General features: G+C 34.0%; 14 protein-coding genes. 4 read left to right on the top strand and 10 right to left on the bottom strand.

The window, feature by feature from the left end:
* Positions 1 to 25 precede the first annotated feature (25 nt).
* A complete protein-coding gene (locus tag VB264_RS00355; protein WP_323246035.1) occupies positions 26 to 1,054 on the bottom strand; it encodes a hypothetical protein in 1,029 nt (342 codons plus the stop codon).
* Positions 1,055 to 1,307: 253 nt separating this feature from the next.
* Here VB264_RS00355 and VB264_RS00360 point away from each other — a divergent pair, with 253 nt between their 5' ends.
* Positions 1,308 to 1,502, top strand: coding sequence for a helix-turn-helix transcriptional regulator (locus VB264_RS00360; protein WP_323246036.1), 195 nt, complete (start codon positions 1,308 to 1,310; stop codon positions 1,500 to 1,502).
* A 330-nt stretch (positions 1,503 to 1,832) separates the two neighbouring features.
* On the opposite strand, the gene VB264_RS00365 is transcribed toward VB264_RS00360, so the two are convergent.
* From VB264_RS00365 to VB264_RS00375, 3 genes are all read right to left on the bottom strand, one after another.
* Positions 1,833 to 3,260 (bottom strand): hypothetical protein, encoded by a 1,428-nt coding sequence (locus VB264_RS00365; protein WP_323246037.1) that lies wholly within the window; start codon positions 3,258 to 3,260, stop codon positions 1,833 to 1,835.
* Positions 3,261 to 3,407: 147 nt separating this feature from the next.
* Positions 3,408 to 4,328: a helix-turn-helix domain-containing protein gene (locus tag VB264_RS00370; protein WP_323246038.1), complete on the bottom strand. Its 921-nt coding sequence runs from the start codon at positions 4,326 to 4,328 to the stop codon at positions 3,408 to 3,410.
* Positions 4,329 to 4,403: 75 nt separating this feature from the next.
* Complete coding sequence (locus tag VB264_RS00375; protein ID WP_323246039.1) at positions 4,404 to 5,411, bottom strand: aldo/keto reductase; 1,008 nt, start codon at positions 5,409 to 5,411, stop codon at positions 4,404 to 4,406.
* A 324-nt stretch (positions 5,412 to 5,735) separates the two neighbouring features.
* Between VB264_RS00375 and VB264_RS00380 the strand changes: the two genes are divergently transcribed.
* Entirely contained in the window at positions 5,736 to 6,500 is a 765-nt protein-coding gene (locus VB264_RS00380; protein ID WP_323246040.1) for an Eco47II family restriction endonuclease, read from the top strand.
* Here VB264_RS00380 and dcm read toward each other — a convergent pair.
* Complete coding sequence (dcm, locus tag VB264_RS00385; protein WP_323246041.1) at positions 6,476 to 7,714, bottom strand: DNA (cytosine-5-)-methyltransferase; 1,239 nt, start codon at positions 7,712 to 7,714, stop codon at positions 6,476 to 6,478. The genes VB264_RS00380 and dcm overlap by 25 nt on opposite strands.
* Before the next feature lie 410 nt (positions 7,715 to 8,124).
* Here dcm and VB264_RS00390 point away from each other — a divergent pair, with 410 nt between their 5' ends.
* Positions 8,125 to 9,000 (top strand): aldo/keto reductase, encoded by an 876-nt coding sequence (locus VB264_RS00390; RefSeq protein ID WP_323246042.1) that lies wholly within the window; start codon positions 8,125 to 8,127, stop codon positions 8,998 to 9,000.
* A 261-nt stretch (positions 9,001 to 9,261) separates the two neighbouring features.
* Here the strand turns inward: VB264_RS00390 and VB264_RS00395 are convergent, their stop codons facing one another.
* From VB264_RS00395 to VB264_RS00415, 5 genes are all read right to left on the bottom strand, one after another.
* Positions 9,262 to 9,651 carry a VOC family protein gene (locus tag VB264_RS00395; RefSeq protein ID WP_323246043.1) on the bottom strand — a complete coding sequence of 130 codons (390 nt, stop codon included), beginning with the start codon at positions 9,649 to 9,651 and terminating at the stop codon, positions 9,262 to 9,264.
* A gap of 316 nt (positions 9,652 to 9,967) precedes the next feature.
* Positions 9,968 to 10,552: a LutC/YkgG family protein gene (locus VB264_RS00400; RefSeq protein WP_323246044.1), complete on the bottom strand. Its 585-nt coding sequence runs from the start codon at positions 10,550 to 10,552 to the stop codon at positions 9,968 to 9,970.
* A 272-nt stretch (positions 10,553 to 10,824) separates the two neighbouring features.
* Positions 10,825 to 12,201 (bottom strand): lactate utilization protein B, encoded by a 1,377-nt coding sequence (locus tag VB264_RS00405; RefSeq protein ID WP_323246045.1) that lies wholly within the window; start codon positions 12,199 to 12,201, stop codon positions 10,825 to 10,827.
* 191 nt (positions 12,202 to 12,392) lie between these two features.
* Complete coding sequence (locus tag VB264_RS00410) at positions 12,393 to 13,109, bottom strand: (Fe-S)-binding protein (protein WP_323246046.1); 717 nt, start codon at positions 13,107 to 13,109, stop codon at positions 12,393 to 12,395.
* 89 nt (positions 13,110 to 13,198) lie between these two features.
* Positions 13,199 to 14,074 carry an AraC family transcriptional regulator gene (locus tag VB264_RS00415; protein ID WP_323246047.1) on the bottom strand — a complete coding sequence of 292 codons (876 nt, stop codon included), beginning with the start codon at positions 14,072 to 14,074 and terminating at the stop codon, positions 13,199 to 13,201.
* Positions 14,075 to 14,327: 253 nt separating this feature from the next.
* Between VB264_RS00415 and VB264_RS00420 the strand changes: the two genes are divergently transcribed.
* The gene (locus VB264_RS00420; RefSeq protein ID WP_323246048.1) at positions 14,328 to 15,584 is read left to right on the top strand and encodes an MFS transporter; all 1,257 of its coding nucleotides are present in this window, start codon (positions 14,328 to 14,330) and stop codon (positions 15,582 to 15,584) included.
* The last annotated feature ends 68 nt before the right edge of the window (positions 15,585 to 15,652 follow it).

A 15,652-nucleotide genomic window follows, 5' to 3' on the forward strand; every position in this document is an offset into this window, starting at 1 on the left:
TGATGTCATTTCTACTAAAACTAAATCAGTGGTTATCAAATAATACACCTGTAATTTGATGTAATGAATTAGCTTGATCTCCAATTGTATAAGTTGTAAATGTGCCATTAATTCCAACGTTATACGAATCACCTGTCATACCTGTACTTTTACCAATAATGACCTGTCCTCCGGCAACAGGAATATCATAGTCATCGCTTGTTGTGATACCAGCATTTGATCTTGTTCCACTTCCTGGTGTTCCTACAAAAACAGCTCCATAAACACCATTTAAAATGGTATTAAAGCCAAAGTTCCAAGAAATAGTTCTTGGTTCACCAGCTCTTCTCCATTTACTTCCTTTCCACTCGTAAATTACTTTAACATATATTTTATCATAGAAATAAACTGCTCCTGCATCTTCGAACTGCGGATCTCTCCAAATATTAAACTGATAGGTAGACCTTCTTTCACTTCCCGATTCTCCCCATTGATTAAAGTATTTAACATAGCAATTATATGCATTTCCAAATTGCCAATTAGATGCATTAACAGCCATTGTTGGTGCATCAACTATTATAGTTTGAGCTTTCCCGTTAATTTTACTTAGACTAGGGTTGTTCTTTATTTGTTTTAATAAATTTTCATCCAAATTAGGGATAAGATGTTTCAAACCTTTATTAAACCATATAATATTCTTCCCTATAACATACTCACCTTCGGTATTTAAGATAGATTTATAAGAAATTGGAAAATTAAAATCACTAAGATTAGATATTCCATCATTTGTTTTTTCAAAAGCTCTAAGTGATAAAAAAGATTTTGATTTTTCCCATTCATTCAATTCTTCTTGGGTTTTACCTTCTAAAGTTCTTGAGAACTCCAAAAACTGTTCTTGATTTTCAAAAACTAATCTCCCATTAACTACCTTAGGAGTTGTTTCTACTTGTTCAGCTTTTTCCACTAAGTTGGCTTCAATTTCTTGCTTTTCGCAACTTGTTAACCCTATCGTAAATAGGAGAGACAAACAGCCAAAAAATAAACGTAAGCTACGATTGTATTTTAATGTTTTCATTGTGTAAGCCTTTTTTTTAAAACAATTACGTTATTGTTATCTGTTTAAAGGTGGCACAAAGCAACGCTTATTCATGTAAAAGTCCAATCGAAAAAATGATAAAATTTATCATTTTTTCGATTGGACTTTTACATGAATGTACAGATTCTTATTTAATTAACAAAAATTTGCCATTAATACTATTTTTGGTATCTTTGATGCTATATTTCTACGAGTACATTTTACTTATAAAAAACTTTAATAATTCTAACTTATGAAATTAACATCGAAACTTATAAAACATCGTAAAATTCAAAAAATGTCACAACAAGAAGTAGCTTTCTTTCTTGGAATTGCCCAAAGCACTTATCATAACTGGGAAACAGGAACAAATGTACCAAATCTCAAGTATATCCCATTAATATCAAAATTTTTCAACATTCCTATACATGAATTATTTGAAGAATAAACATGAATTATCTCGAATTTTTCTTAAAATAGGAAGTTTAACAAAATAGCCCGTAAAGGTGATATATCGGCGACTATCGTTGCGATAGTCGCATTAGTGGTAAAATGTAAACAAAATTCTCACCCAAGTCCCATCGGAGCGAATTATTTTGCCCTGATGAGGGCTAGGAGGAGTTAATAAAATGTCTTCTTCTACCGAAAAGACGACCGTCAATATAATGTTCCTAACGAAACTATAATCTGTATCAATCAAGAAAGCGGTCGAAACTAGTTTTTCGACCGCTTTCTTGATTTTAAAATTCCAGATAACTCATGTTTCATTCTATTTACTTTAATCTCTCACATAGACAGATACGTCGTCATCTGTGTAGCTAATCTTGTACCCTTTTAAGTTTTCTTTAGGCTTTGGAAAAAAATTAGCCTTATTATTCTTGTAGTCAAATACAATGAATTCTACTTTATTTTTAATTGCCCATTCTGCTAGTAATGCTGGGGTAGCCTTTAGTTTAGCTTGTGCCAATTGGAAATCAAAGTTTTCAAAACAAAGTAATTGCTTATGGTACTCATATTCATTAAAAAAGAATTGAAGTGGTACCAATCCAACTGATTTATTGTCAAAATACTTACTTAAACTACTATACTTTTCAGGCATATATGGTTTAGTATTAATTTTATAAATCAACTGTCCTATGCCTACTACGCCAATAACTAAATATAAAAAGAAAGCAAAAAGTAAAGGTTTTGATAATTTAAAAGTCGATTTATCATCTACATAACTAAACAACTCTATTATTAATGTCATCATTGTTGGAATAAACAACATCTCATATAGCCCACTAGCACGTTTTGTTATCAACCAGAATGAAACTACTAATGCTATGGTATAAATTGTTAGATTTCTAGGTAGTTGCTTTATTCTATTTTTGAATGTCCAACAAAATGCTATCAATAAAATTGAAATAGACATTTCTTGAGGTGATTTAAAGAAAATAGTTGGAAAACTTAGCATCACTTTTAATTTATCAACTATTCCAAAAGCATTTTGAGTAGCAGGGTCATTTCTGAATTGATACAGCCAAATATCAAATCCATTAGCCTGCCATATATCATAAAAATAAAACATACTCGTAATAACAGCAAAACTTCCAAAAAGCAAGGCATTCCATTTTTTTTCAGAAAGCAAAAGCATAAAAAAACCTGCAAATATGTAGATTACTCCATTGAGATGACATAGTAATGCCATTCCTGCTAATATGCCACCTAATGCTATAAGATATTTATGCTGATATTGAATAAGTAAATATGAAGCAAAGCCTAAAGTCATCATCATCACTTCAGGGCGATATTCAAAACTCATTTTTATGATAAGTGTATTTGAGAACAATAAAAATAATACCAAATACATTGAAGAGCCTTCTAGATTACGATATGCAATATATTTTTTAAATAAAAATACAAGTAGCCCTAAAAACAGCAAACTGGTAAGTTTGAGAATGTACAACGAATTTCCTCCAAGCCACATCATAATACTTCCAAAACCTAAGAATAGTTTATGGCTTACAAAAAGTTGATTTTCCCATCCCAATAATCCACGGAAAAATTCAGAGCGAATAACCCCATCACGTAAAAGCCAATAAGATTCTTCGGCAAACCAAGCATCATCGCCTGTTGGAAACCTCTTGTAGTAAGTCAGAAAGGTCAGAATTATAAGTATAGGTACTAAAATAGTGAGAATGGTTATTGTTTTAGACTTGGTCATTAGAGCTTAGTTTATAGGTATCTGATATAGAGTATAATTGTATAATAGCGTTGCAATATTACAAATTTAGACAAAAATGTCTAAATCAATTCATTTAAATAAAAATACTATTTTAGAAAAGACTAAGTAATAATTATTTTAAGCATCTCAATTAAATGAATGTCTAAACTCTAGTGGAGAAACATTAGTTTTGTTTTTGAATAGTTTACTAAACGATTGTGGATGCTCGAAACCTAATTGATAGGCTATTTCGCTGACAGATAAAGAGGTTGTTGTCAATATCTCTTTTGCTTTTTCAATCAATTTAGTATGAATATGATGTTGGGTACTTTGCCCTGTTAAACTCCTAAGCATATCGCTTAAATAGTTGGCAGATACATTCAATTGTGCTGAAAGATATTGAACCGTTGGTAAGCCTAATTGTTCATTCTTGCCTGAATCAAAGTAACTTACCAGTAACTCATCTAGTTTTATTAGAAGTTCGTCATTGGCCGTTTTACGGGTAATGAACTGTCTGTTATAATATCTATTGCAGTAATTCAGTAATAGTTCGATATGAGAAATAATGACATCCTGACTAAACTTATCAATTACTGAACCGTATTCCAGTTCAATATTTTTAATGATAGTATCAAGCATAGCCTCCTCTTTTTCAGAGAGATGAAGCGCCTCGTTGACAGCATAAGAAAAAAAGCCATACTCTTTAATTGTCTTTTGTAAGGAATAATTACGGATAAAATCAGGATGGATAACCAACCACCAGCCTTTTAGAGCAATATCTTCCGTTACGACCGTTGAGATGACTTGTCCAGGCGAGAAAAACGTCATTAGTCCTTCATCAAAATCATAATAGTTTTGTCCATACTTTAGCTTGCCTGTAAAGTCCTTTTTGATACAAATAGAATAAAAGTTATAGATAACACTCTTCATATTATCATCAAAATGGCAATTAATACTGTTCATGCTAATTACGCTCACCAAAGGATGTTCGGGCTTAGGTAAGCCTAATAAGCGGTGCAATTCAGAAATTGAATTGATGATATATGGCTGATTCGTTTCTTTTTTCATTTTCGTAAATGTTTCAAAAAGATAAAATAGGAAAGCCTTTAAAAAGCCTAGACTTTCCCTAAAATTTGATACTTACTATCCAACCATCGACATTCCCCAAGCATCGTAACGGTCACCTGTTGATGTACCCAATGGAACAATACTTTCTAATCTATTTAATTCATCTGTACTCAACTGAATATTGACTGTCTCGATATTTTGCTCAACATACTTCACTCGTTTCGTTCCGGGAATTGGCAAATATCCTTTAGAGATAATCCAAGTGATGGCTAATTGTGAAGGACTAATGCCTTTTTCGTCAGCAAGCTTTTTGATTTCACTCACCAATTCAAGGTTTTTATAGAAGTTTTCACCTTGAAAACGAGGGATACTTCTTCTAAAATCATCCGCAGGAAAATCATCTGGACTTTTAACGTCTCCTGAAAGGAATCCTCTGCCTAAAGGAGAATAGGCTACAAAGCCAATATTTAATTCCTCTAATGTTCTTAAAATTCCTGCTTCTTCAACAGCCCTTTCAAATAAAGAATACTCTGTTTGTATGGCAGTTAATGGATGTACACTATGAGCTTTCTTGATGGTTTGAGAAGACACTTCCGAAAGTCCAATATAACCTACTTTACCTTCTTTCACCAACTCAGCCATTGCCCCAACGGTATCTTCGATAGGTGTATTAGGGTCTAGTCTATGAAGATAATATAAGTCGATATAATCTGTCCCAAGGTTTTTCAGCGAACGCTCAACGGCTTTTTTAACGTATTCAGGCTTACCATTGATTTGCCAAGTAAGTTGTTCATTGTCGTCAATTTCAAACCCAAATTTTGTAGCAATAATGTATTTATCTCTGTTGCCTTTAATAGCTTTTGAAATCAGCCTTTCGTTTGCCAATGGTCCATACAAATCGGCCGTATCTAGGAAGTTCCCTCCTAATTCTAATGAACGATGAATAGTAGCAATTGATTCAGCCTCATCAGCTTTTCCATAAATATCTGCTCCAGCTATTTGGGTCATACCCATACAACCTAAGCCAATTTTTGGCACTATTAATCCTTGATTCCCTAATGCAATTTTATTTGAACTGTCCATGATTTAATTTTTTAAATGAGTGTTTAGCTTTAACACGACAAAGGTCTATAAACACTCATTCAAAAAAGTAGCCAAATCCCTTGAAGTTGTATCCAAAATGAGGTAGGGCTGTTCTAGCCATTTCAAACTTATGAAAAAAGCGAAGAGTGGAAACAGAATGTACATTAGACCAAAGCTAGGATAATGTTTAAAACTAACAGACTAAAAGCTTGAGAACATACTTTAAAGATTTTCATATATAATACTATTTTTGCTTTTAGTAATTTGTTAATTACCTTCACGCTAGCTTTTAACTTTTTCCTAAATATAAACTACAAATAATTGATGAATAATAAATACCTGAATTTCATTACAGACGAACACTTGCTCGAATGTATTGCAAATCTTCTTAATGCCTATTTAAGAGCTAAAAACAATATCACAAAAAAGAGTTTTTACAATAATAAAGTTGATACGATTAAACTAACCTTTGATGCTAAGTTTAATGATATTGATGAAGAAAGTCTTATACAAGCTGAAATTTTGAGACAGATTGATAAATCTATCAATAACTCAATTGGCACTTTTCATGAGCAAATACTAGGAGGAATTGAAGGCTTTGAAGTTGGAAAATTAAGTGGGTTTGATATTAAAGCAAAAGACAATACCTTATTTGCAGATATAAAAAATAAGCACAACACGATGAATAGTAGTTCCGCCGAAAGCTTATTTCAAAAGCTGGCACGGTATGCAGACACATACAAACAATCAAAGTGTTATTGGGTTCAAATTTTAGCAAAAGGGAGTTTCAACGAAAAGTGGTCTGGAGAAATAAATGGAAAAGAATATAGCCACAGTCGTGTTTATAAAATATCAGGTGACCAATTTTATGCTACATTGACTGGTAATGAGGAAGCATTTCTTCAACTATATAAAGTGCTTCCTCTTGCCATCAAAGAATATCTTGACACTATAGAAAAAAATGGAGAATTAGCCCAAAACTCAGCATTAGACGAAATTAAAACTGAAATCGAAATGTCAAATAGAAGTATTTTAGACCAAATCTCATTTGAAAACTATAATTATTATTTGGGTTTTGACAAGCTATAATACTGATTTAAAAACTTTATAATTGAATAGCCTACTTCTCTTCCTAAATTTACAGGAACAGCATTACCTATTTGCTTATATTGTTGAGCTATCGAACCTTCAAACTTCCAATCATCTGGGAAAGTCTGTATACGCGCATACTCACGTACAGTAAAAGGTCTCGTTTCTTCTGGATGACACCTTTCAGTTTGTTTTTGGGCTGGACTACAAGTCAACGTTAAACAGGGTTCATCCCAACCTATTCTTCTTGCAATACCTGTTTTTCCTCCTCCTAAAAAGAAACTCCCTCCCATAAACTGTTTTTGAATATCTAATGGTAAGTCACGCCAATATCCTTTTTGAGGGACTAATTTTAAAACATCAATTTTACTTTTAGGATACTTTGCCCCTTCTGATTTAGGCACATCTGTATCAAACAAATCTCCTTTTTTTAAAGCATCTACTAGGTTATATATCTTTTTATAAGGTTTAGGATATTCATATTCCAAATCAATATCTTTTCTAATGCCTACTAATATGAGTCTCTCTCTTTTCTGAGGCACTTTATAATTAATAGCTTTCAACACTTGTACAGGGACAACTTTATACCCAATTTCATCTAAAATTGAAATCATTCCTTGTAAAGTCTTACCATTTTCGTGGCTTAATAAGCCTCTAACATTCTCTCCAATACAAATTGGTGGATTAACTTCACTTACGACTCTGGCAAATTCATAGAAAAGGGTCCCTCTTGCATCAGCTAGACCAAGCTTCTTTCCAGCATAACTAAACGCTTGACAAGGAAAACCACCAGTCACAACATCAACTTTATTATGATATTCCGAAAAATCAAAATCTTTAATATCACCTTCCAATACGTCCCATTTTGGTCTATTAATTCGTAATGTCTGACAAGCCCATTTGTCTATTTCATTAAGTGCTACACATTTAAGTCCTGCTTTCTCCATTCCAACTGCCAACCCTCCAGCACCTGCGAATAGTTCTAATACAGAATATTCATTCTCAGGTTCTACATAATTTGAGATACTTTCTTGGATTGTTTTTGCATAAAATGTTGCAAAAAGGGTTTCTACCTCTTGTTTTCTATATACTCGGTAATTGCTCATAGGTTCACGAACAGCGGATAATTTACCTTCCTTATCCCAACGTCTTAATGTTTCTTTACTTTTTCCAATTAATTCAGAAGCTTCTGCTAATGTCAAATATTCATTCATAACCAAGTTATTTAACCTTACACAATGGTTACAAATATATACTTTAAAAATTAACTTCACAAACCGTCAAAAGATTCATTTCAAATAATGAAATAAAATTCTTTACCTTTATATAATCGTATTTACATCTGGTAAAATAGAAAACTTTTTTACCAGATGTAAATCATTTTTAAAAATACCACCCTCCAAAAATATTTTTTGGAGGACTGTTTCTTACTTTCATTAATCTATAAGAGCCTTAAATTGCTCAATCAAAGCAATAACTCGTCAATTTGTCTCTCTCTACATCAATAATCGCCTTTAATATCACTCCTATACAGAATTTATCAGCCTTTTTGTTTTCTGTTTTATATAATTTTCCAATCTTTGAGCAATCTTGTATTCGATTATATTAAAACCAATTAATTTTTATGAATAAAGTCTATTTGAGTGATTCTGGTCCAAAGGTTTCTGAGGCAATCTATGGGTTTTGGAGATGGACAGACAATGGTGCAGAGACCGTTGCTAATATGGAGAGGATTGTTAATTTATGCTTGGAATTAGGTATCAATACTTTTGACCATGCAGATATTTATGGCAATTATACCATTGAAGAATATTTTGGGAAACTCATTCAGCAAAAAGCAATCAAAAGAGAAGAGATTGTCCTTTTCAGCAAATGTGGCGTTCGCAAATCTGACAAGGGTTATACTTATTTTGACAACAGCGAAAAGTATTTGTTAGAAAGTGTAAACAACTCTTTAAAAAGACTTAAAACTGACTACCTCGATATTTTCTTGTTGAATCAAATCGACATGATTAGTAATCCCGAGGAAACAGCACAGATATTAAGAGAGTTGGTAAACAGCGGTAAAATCAAACATGTAGGTGTTAGTAACTTAACCGTATTTCAGCACCAATTATTAGAATCGTATTTGCGTAAGCCTATCGTAACGAACCATATTGAGCTGAACCTTATCAATACCTCAGCGATTGAAGATGGTAGATTAGATTTTATTAAACAACGTTTTAGCAAACCTTTGGCTTGGGCTCCCTTGGCTGGTGGTAAGATTTTGGATGGTACTGATGCTAAATCATCTATTATAAGAGCCAAATTGACAGAAATCGGAGAAAAATATGACGCCAATGTTGAGCAAACTGCTGTGGCTTGGCTTTTACAATTAGGTACTTTGCCGATTATTGGTTCACTATCTGAGGAAAGAATCCGTAATGCTGTAAGTGCTACAGAGATTAAATTAAGCCATGAAGATTGGTATGAGATTTATAATTTGGCGATGATGAAGTAAGTATTTCTGTTTGATTTATTGCTAATAAAACATTAGTCATCCCGAAGTTTCTAATAAAATAGTGCATTTTAAAAGATTTCAGAAATTTTTGGATTTATACTCGACCTTACTTTTTGTCTTGATACAAAAAGTAACAAAAAAATCAAGAATTCCTAAACTCGCTCCGCTCAAACAGTAGGAATTCGGAGTCTCTCAATCACAAAAAAGTAGTCCAAATAAGTTTTTAGACTACTTTTTTGTGATTTTAAAATTCGGGCTGACTTATGTTTGCTCAATCAAGTCCCACAGATTACCATATAAATCTTTGAAGACTGCCACAGTTCCATAAACTTCTTCCACAGGTTCTCTAACAAATTCAACGCCTACACTTTTCATATAAAGATAATCTCTCCAGAAATCATCTGTATTTAAAAACAAGAACACTCTACCTCCCGATTGATTACCCACTGCTTTCATTTGTTCTTCATTAGCAGCTTTTGCTAATAGCAAACAAAACCCATTTGAGTTTTGTGGACTTACTAAAACCCATCTTTTGGTTTCACTCAATTGAGTATCTTCAATAAGCTCAAATTGTAATTTTTTTGTGTAAAATTCAATTGCTTCATCATAGTCATTTACAACCAAAGCCATTTGTATAATACGCTGTTTCATTCGTATATCTATTTTAAAGGTTTATGAAGATACAATAAAACATGAGTCATCCCGAATTTTAAAATCACAAGAAAGCGGTCAAAAAACTAATTTTGACCGCTTTTTTATGATTGATGGGCAACGAATTCCTACTGTTTGAGCGGAGCGAGTTTAGGAATTCTTGATTTTCTTTTGTTACTTTTCTTTCATCAAGGAAAGAAAAGTAAGGACTAGACGATAATTAAGTAGAAAACCTCTCAAATTGTCACCAAAACGCACAATTTTAGGAAAAATTCGGGATGACTCATGTATACTTTATATTGATGTAATTTCTTATCTATGGAAGCACATAAACCGTCAATCCTCTAGCTCCATGCGCCCCTATTACCAAACTTTGTTCAATATCGGCTGTTTTAGAAGGCCCTGAAATAAAGGTTCCGAAGCCTGTTTCATCTACTTTTATGCGTTCATACGCTCGGTGCATATTGGTTACGATTTCAGAGCCTTTGATAATCATCACTAAGTACTGAGTAATCATCGGTAATACTCTATGAGGTAACTGTTTTTCAGAAACCCAAATAGCTCCATTTTCTGCCACTCCGAAATCGCCTCTGATGATAGCTAAATTCAGGGTTTCTAGTTCGTGTGGGTCACTAATATTCAAACTAAAGTCGGCTAAATCAGCTAATTCTTCCACTGTAGAAGCAATCTTTGTTACGCCTTGATAATGTGCCTGAATATCTGCTTTTATTTCTTCATAAGAGTTCACAGCAACGGCTTTACCCCCTACAAAACTGAGAATCTCAGCAAACTTATTGAAATTATTTTCATAAACTGTATCAAACTTAAATTGAACAGTCAACTCCTTGTATTCGGGCTGGTTCTGTTTGATAAGCGATAATATTTTTTCTCTGCTTGACATCTTTTTATTTTTTTGGATTTTGGGACTGGCGGGTTTTAGGACTTGAAGATGTTAGATATTAGACGCTAGACTAGAGGACTTTAGGACTTGAAGATGCCACACCCGTATTTAATACCCGTGGTCTGTGTCTTCACAGAACACAGCGAACGACATTGGACGATAGTGGTCTGTGAGGACACAGACCACGGGTGTGAAAACCTTTTGTCTAAAATCTAATGTCTTTAATCTTTGTCCTTTAGTCTAACGTCTTCAAGTCCTAAAGTCTTCAAATCTCACAATCCCTTTTCACGAATATACCAATCTCTAAAGCTTTCTTTAGGTGGCTCAGGCATCTCTCTTTGGTTGTACCAAGGGTTTAGTCCATTATTCACCAAGAAAGGAGTATTTTTCATAAAGAATCTTCCAAGTTTACCAGCAGTTCTAAAGAATTTAGGTGAGTTTAACACCATTGCCATTGAATTAATCCCCGCAGCTTTTACTTTAGAAACATGTCCCCCCTGCACCAATACTTGGCGCCATTTATATAACTGGTCATGAATATCGATTTTAACGGGACAAACATTTGAGCATGAACCGCAAAGCGTAGAAGCAAAAGGTAAATCTGCATTCTTTTCCATATCCAAATTTGGTGCTAAAATAGAACCAATAGGACCTGCCACAGCCGAGTGATAACTAAAGCCCCCTGAACGACGATACACTGGACAGGTATTCATACAAGCCGCACAACGGATACATTTCAAAGAATTTCTGAAATCTGGACGACCCAATTGCGTAGTTCTACCATTATCTACTAAGATAATATGCATCTCTTGCCCTTCGCGTGGTGTATGAAAATGACTAGAGAAAGTGGTAATAGGTTGCCCTGTAGCACTTCTTGCTAATAATCTCAAGAAAACACTTAGGTGTTCGGCACGAGGTATAATCTTTTCAAAACCCATCGAAGCGATATGTACATCAGCCAAGTGTGCACCCATATCTGCATTACCTTCATTCGTGCAAACTACAAAACCTCCCGTTTCGGCAATGGCAAAGTTTACGCCTGTCAAAGCTACTTTTCTCGTCAAGAAAGTATCTCTTAAATGCTGACGAGCAGCCTCTGTAAGATATTGTGGGTCGGTAGCCCCTTTTTCTGTACCTAAATGTATATGGAAAGTTTCCCCAACATCAGCCTTTTTGAGGTGAATAGCAGGCAATACAATGTGCGAAGGTGGTTCATTCCTCATTTGAACGATACGCTCACCCAAATCAGAATCAATTACTTCTATTCCTTTTTCTTTCAAGAAATCATTTAAATGACACTCTTCCGTTAACATAGACTTCGACTTTACCATACGAGTAATGCCTTCTTTTTTCAAGATAGCGTGTACAATCTCGTTATGTTCTTTTCCGTCTGAAGCCCAGTGAACTTTGATACCATTCGCTGTTGCTTTTTCTTCAAACTGCACCAGTAAATCATGCATATTTGATAATACATGATTTTTGATTTGCGACCCTGCTTCCCGTAATTGTTCCCATTCGGGTATTTGAAAAACGGCTTTGTCACGTTTTGAACGGACAAACCAAAGCGTTTCGTCATGCCAATTTACGTAGTCTTCGTCTTTATTGAATTCGATCGACGCCGTAGCGTGATCATTGATTGGATTATTCATCGAATAAAATTTCGCAGATGCGTGTTTAGTTGTGATTGAGTGAATTGTGAGTTAGTGAATTATAAGTAGTCTGCTACTACAGTCAGTGATTAATGAGGAACGCAAGACACTCCCCAACAATCTAGTGTCTAAAGTCTTTTATCTTAAATCTTCAATTCACTAACTCACAATTCATTAACTCATCACTTAACCTATTTGCTATTTAAAATCTCAGCGATATGTTTTACTTTCACGTTCGAGCCTTTTCTTCTTAAAATCCCTTCCATGTGCATCAAACACGACACATCTGCTCCAGTAATAAATTCGGCTTCATGGCGCAAATGGTCAGCGACTCTGTCTTTACCCATTTTTGCAGAAACAGCTTCCTCCGCAACACAGAATGTTCCACCAAAGCCACAGCATTCATCTTTTCTATCCAATTCAATGATAGATAAACCTGATACCATTTTCAACAATTTTTCAGGTTTTGAATAAGGTTGGGCTACTAATTCAGACATCTGAGCAAGCTTCAGTCCACGTTGTCCATGACAACTTTGGTGTAAGCCTACTTTATGTGGAAAGTGCGCTTCCAGATTTTCTACTTTCAATACATCTACTAAAAATTCTGTTAATTCATAGATTTTAGCATTTTTATCACCTTTACCCAATACATGGTCTTTGACATGGAGTGTGCAACTCCCTGATGGTGAAACAATGTATTCATAGCCTTTAAAATTTTCAAGAAAGTTGTTATCACACCCTTTCGTAAGGTGTTCAAAGCCAGAATTTGCCATGGGTTGTCCACAACAAGTTTGGTTTAGTGGATAATATACTTCACAACCAAATTTCTCTAGTAATTCCAAGGTAGCAATTGCCACATTTGGATAAAACTGATCGATATAACAAGGAATAAACAGCGCTACTTTCATTATTATGGGGCTTCAATTCAATCTTTACGATAAAGCCCAAAATTACAGTCAAAATACTCATCTTAGCATACTGTACTCTTATGCGACAACTATACCTGATTGAAACTATCGATAAAAGCTCTACGAAATTGAGAGGGACTTTTGCCTTTAAATTCCCTGAAAACTCTACCAAAATAAGATACATTATTAAACCCACAATGAAAACAAATATCTGTAATATCCTCTCCTGTCAACAGCATTTTACAGGCTTGATTGATTCTGTATTCATTGACAAATTCAGTAAATGTTTGGTTAGCATTCTTTTTAAAGTAATTACAAAAAGCAGGGATAGTAAGATTAGACAAATTAGCAACTTCTTGTATATCAATCTCTTGCCTATAGTTATCTTCTACAAATTTATAGATTTTATTAAGTCTCTCTTGATCTTTCAAGCTGAAATTATAACGTATATCCGAAGCATTCAACAATATATACTCAGTAGATTTCGCTAAGTTTTGTAGAATATTGAGTAGTTCTACAAGCCTTTCAAAAGGCGTAAGTTCAAGCAATTTTTTAATGCTCTTACTAAGTTGTTCGTATGTTTCGCCGTAAAAAGAAATTCCTTGTTTAGAACGTTCAAAAAGTAATTTTATAGAAGCCATCTCTCGAGATTCAATAAATCCGTCTCCTAAAAAATTCTCCTTAAATTGTATTACGATTTCCTCATGCATACCGATGGCACCATAGCCAAAACCTGAATGGGGTAAATCAGAAGCTATCATCACTAAATCACCTTCAGTGTAATAGCTTAAATGGTTTCCTACATGTCTCCTACCCTCTCCTTGAAACACCAAAACAATTTCATATTCTGGATGATAATGATAACTCCATCTGAAATCTCCAGATGAACCCGCTGGTACTTTGTGATACAATACCCTAAAGGAGCTTCCTTCGTCAGGTTGAATTATTTCAAATTCGGCTTTCATTTAATATTTTTTATACAAATTATAAATATTTTCATTTTTATTGCTAATTTACTGAAAAAACTACTTAATAATAACAATGTATATTAATATAGTAATATTTTATAATAATGAAAGAGTAGTTTATTTATACTTAATTACTGAATTTTGCATAAAGCATTAACCATTTGTATAACTATTCTGATCACTGAGCCAACAAACATAAGAAGCGGACTTTTGTTCGCTTCTTTTTTACTTATTACACAATCCGCCAATTATGAACAACTGGAAAATTAAGGTATCAATCTTTATTAATTATTTCCTATTTGCCATTTTACTCAACAGTGTAGGGGCTGTCATTCTACAGGTTCAAAACACTTATGGCATTTCTGAATCAGCGGCTTCTATCTTAGAGGCCTTCAAAGATTTAAGTATCGCGGTCGTTTCGTTTTTGGTAGCTTCCTTTATTGTTAAAATTGGTTATAAAAATGCTATGTTGATTGCCTTGACAATTGTAGCATTTACCTGTTTGATGATGCCTATCTTGAACGAGTTTTGGATGACTAAGCTCTTATTTGCTTCAATTGGAACATCATTTGCTTTGATAAAAGTATCTGTATATGCTACCATCGGGTTAATTACCAAAGATAAAAATGAACATATTAGTTTGATGAATTTCATTGAATCATTCTTTATGATTGGTGTGCTGACTGGTAGTTTTATTTTTAGTGCTTTTATTGACGACTTAAACCCACAATCACCCGCGTGGGTCAATGTGTATTATTTATTGGCAGGCTTGGCGGTTTTTGCTTTTTTACTTTTACTAACGTCACCTTTGGACGAATCAAGCGTAAAAGTAAAAACGGATGAAAATACAATGGGTGGGTTTGGCGACATGCTTCGCTTGGTAGTAGTTCCAGTGGTGTTGGTATTTGTGGCAAGTGCTTTTATTTATGTACTCATAGAACAAAGCATTATGAGTTGGTTGCCTACATTTAATAGTAAGGTATTGCATTTACCATCAAGCCTCAGTATCCAAATGGCAAGTATTTTGGCTGCGTCAACGGCTGTTGGGAGATTTTTAGCAGGAATTGCCCTTAGAAAAATCAAGTGGCTTTATGTATTATTGACTTGTGTAGTATTGGCAGGAGCCTTAGTAATTATCGCTTTACCACTTGCTAAAAATTTAGGCGACGAAGTCATTACAGGCTGGGGAAATGCACCAATAGTGGCTTTTATTTTTCCGATGATAGGCCTAGTAATTGCACCGATTTATCCAGCTATCAATTCAGTAATTTTGAGCTCACTTCCTAATCGTCAGCATGGAATAATGTCGGGTCTGATTGTGATTTTCTCTGCACTGGGTGGAACTACAGGGTCATTGATAACAGGACATATCTTTGAAGCTTACGGCGGTGAAAGTGCCTTTTATTTCTCATTAATTCCACTTACCATTTTAATTGTTTGTCTTATTGTTTTCAACAAGTTATCAAATAATGAAAATGTTGAATTGAAGAGTACAGGAGTACATTGATTATTTTTTAATAGATTGCACATTATTTTAATATCATTTATAAACAATCCACATAAAATTAAAGCTAG

The organism is Arcicella aquatica (genome assembly GCF_034928825.1).
GTDB classification, from domain to species: domain Bacteria; phylum Bacteroidota; class Bacteroidia; order Cytophagales; family Spirosomataceae; genus Arcicella; species Arcicella aquatica.

Coding starts and splice junctions, on each gene's coding strand:
- VB264_RS00355 (WP_323246035.1), bottom strand. CDS start 1,054: ATGAAAACATTAAAATACAATCGTAGCTTACGTTTATTTTTTGGCTGT.
- VB264_RS00360 (WP_323246036.1), top strand. CDS start 1,308: ATGAAATTAACATCGAAACTTATAAAACATCGTAAAATTCAAAAAATG.
- VB264_RS00365 (WP_323246037.1), bottom strand. CDS start 3,260: ATGACCAAGTCTAAAACAATAACCATTCTCACTATTTTAGTACCTATA.
- VB264_RS00370 (WP_323246038.1), bottom strand. CDS start 4,328: ATGAAAAAAGAAACGAATCAGCCATATATCATCAATTCAATTTCTGAA.
- VB264_RS00375 (WP_323246039.1), bottom strand. CDS start 5,411: ATGGACAGTTCAAATAAAATTGCATTAGGGAATCAAGGATTAATAGTG.
- VB264_RS00380 (WP_323246040.1), top strand. CDS start 5,736: ATGAATAATAAATACCTGAATTTCATTACAGACGAACACTTGCTCGAA.
- dcm (WP_323246041.1), bottom strand. CDS start 7,714: ATGAATGAATATTTGACATTAGCAGAAGCTTCTGAATTAATTGGAAAA.
- VB264_RS00390 (WP_323246042.1), top strand. CDS start 8,125: ATGAATAAAGTCTATTTGAGTGATTCTGGTCCAAAGGTTTCTGAGGCA.
- VB264_RS00395 (WP_323246043.1), bottom strand. CDS start 9,651: ATGAAACAGCGTATTATACAAATGGCTTTGGTTGTAAATGACTATGAT.
- VB264_RS00400 (WP_323246044.1), bottom strand. CDS start 10,552: ATGTCAAGCAGAGAAAAAATATTATCGCTTATCAAACAGAACCAGCCC.
- VB264_RS00405 (WP_323246045.1), bottom strand. CDS start 12,201: ATGAATAATCCAATCAATGATCACGCTACGGCGTCGATCGAATTCAAT.
- VB264_RS00410 (WP_323246046.1), bottom strand. CDS start 13,109: ATGAAAGTAGCGCTGTTTATTCCTTGTTATATCGATCAGTTTTATCCA.
- VB264_RS00415 (WP_323246047.1), bottom strand. CDS start 14,074: ATGAAAGCCGAATTTGAAATAATTCAACCTGACGAAGGAAGCTCCTTT.
- VB264_RS00420 (WP_323246048.1), top strand. CDS start 14,328: ATGAACAACTGGAAAATTAAGGTATCAATCTTTATTAATTATTTCCTA.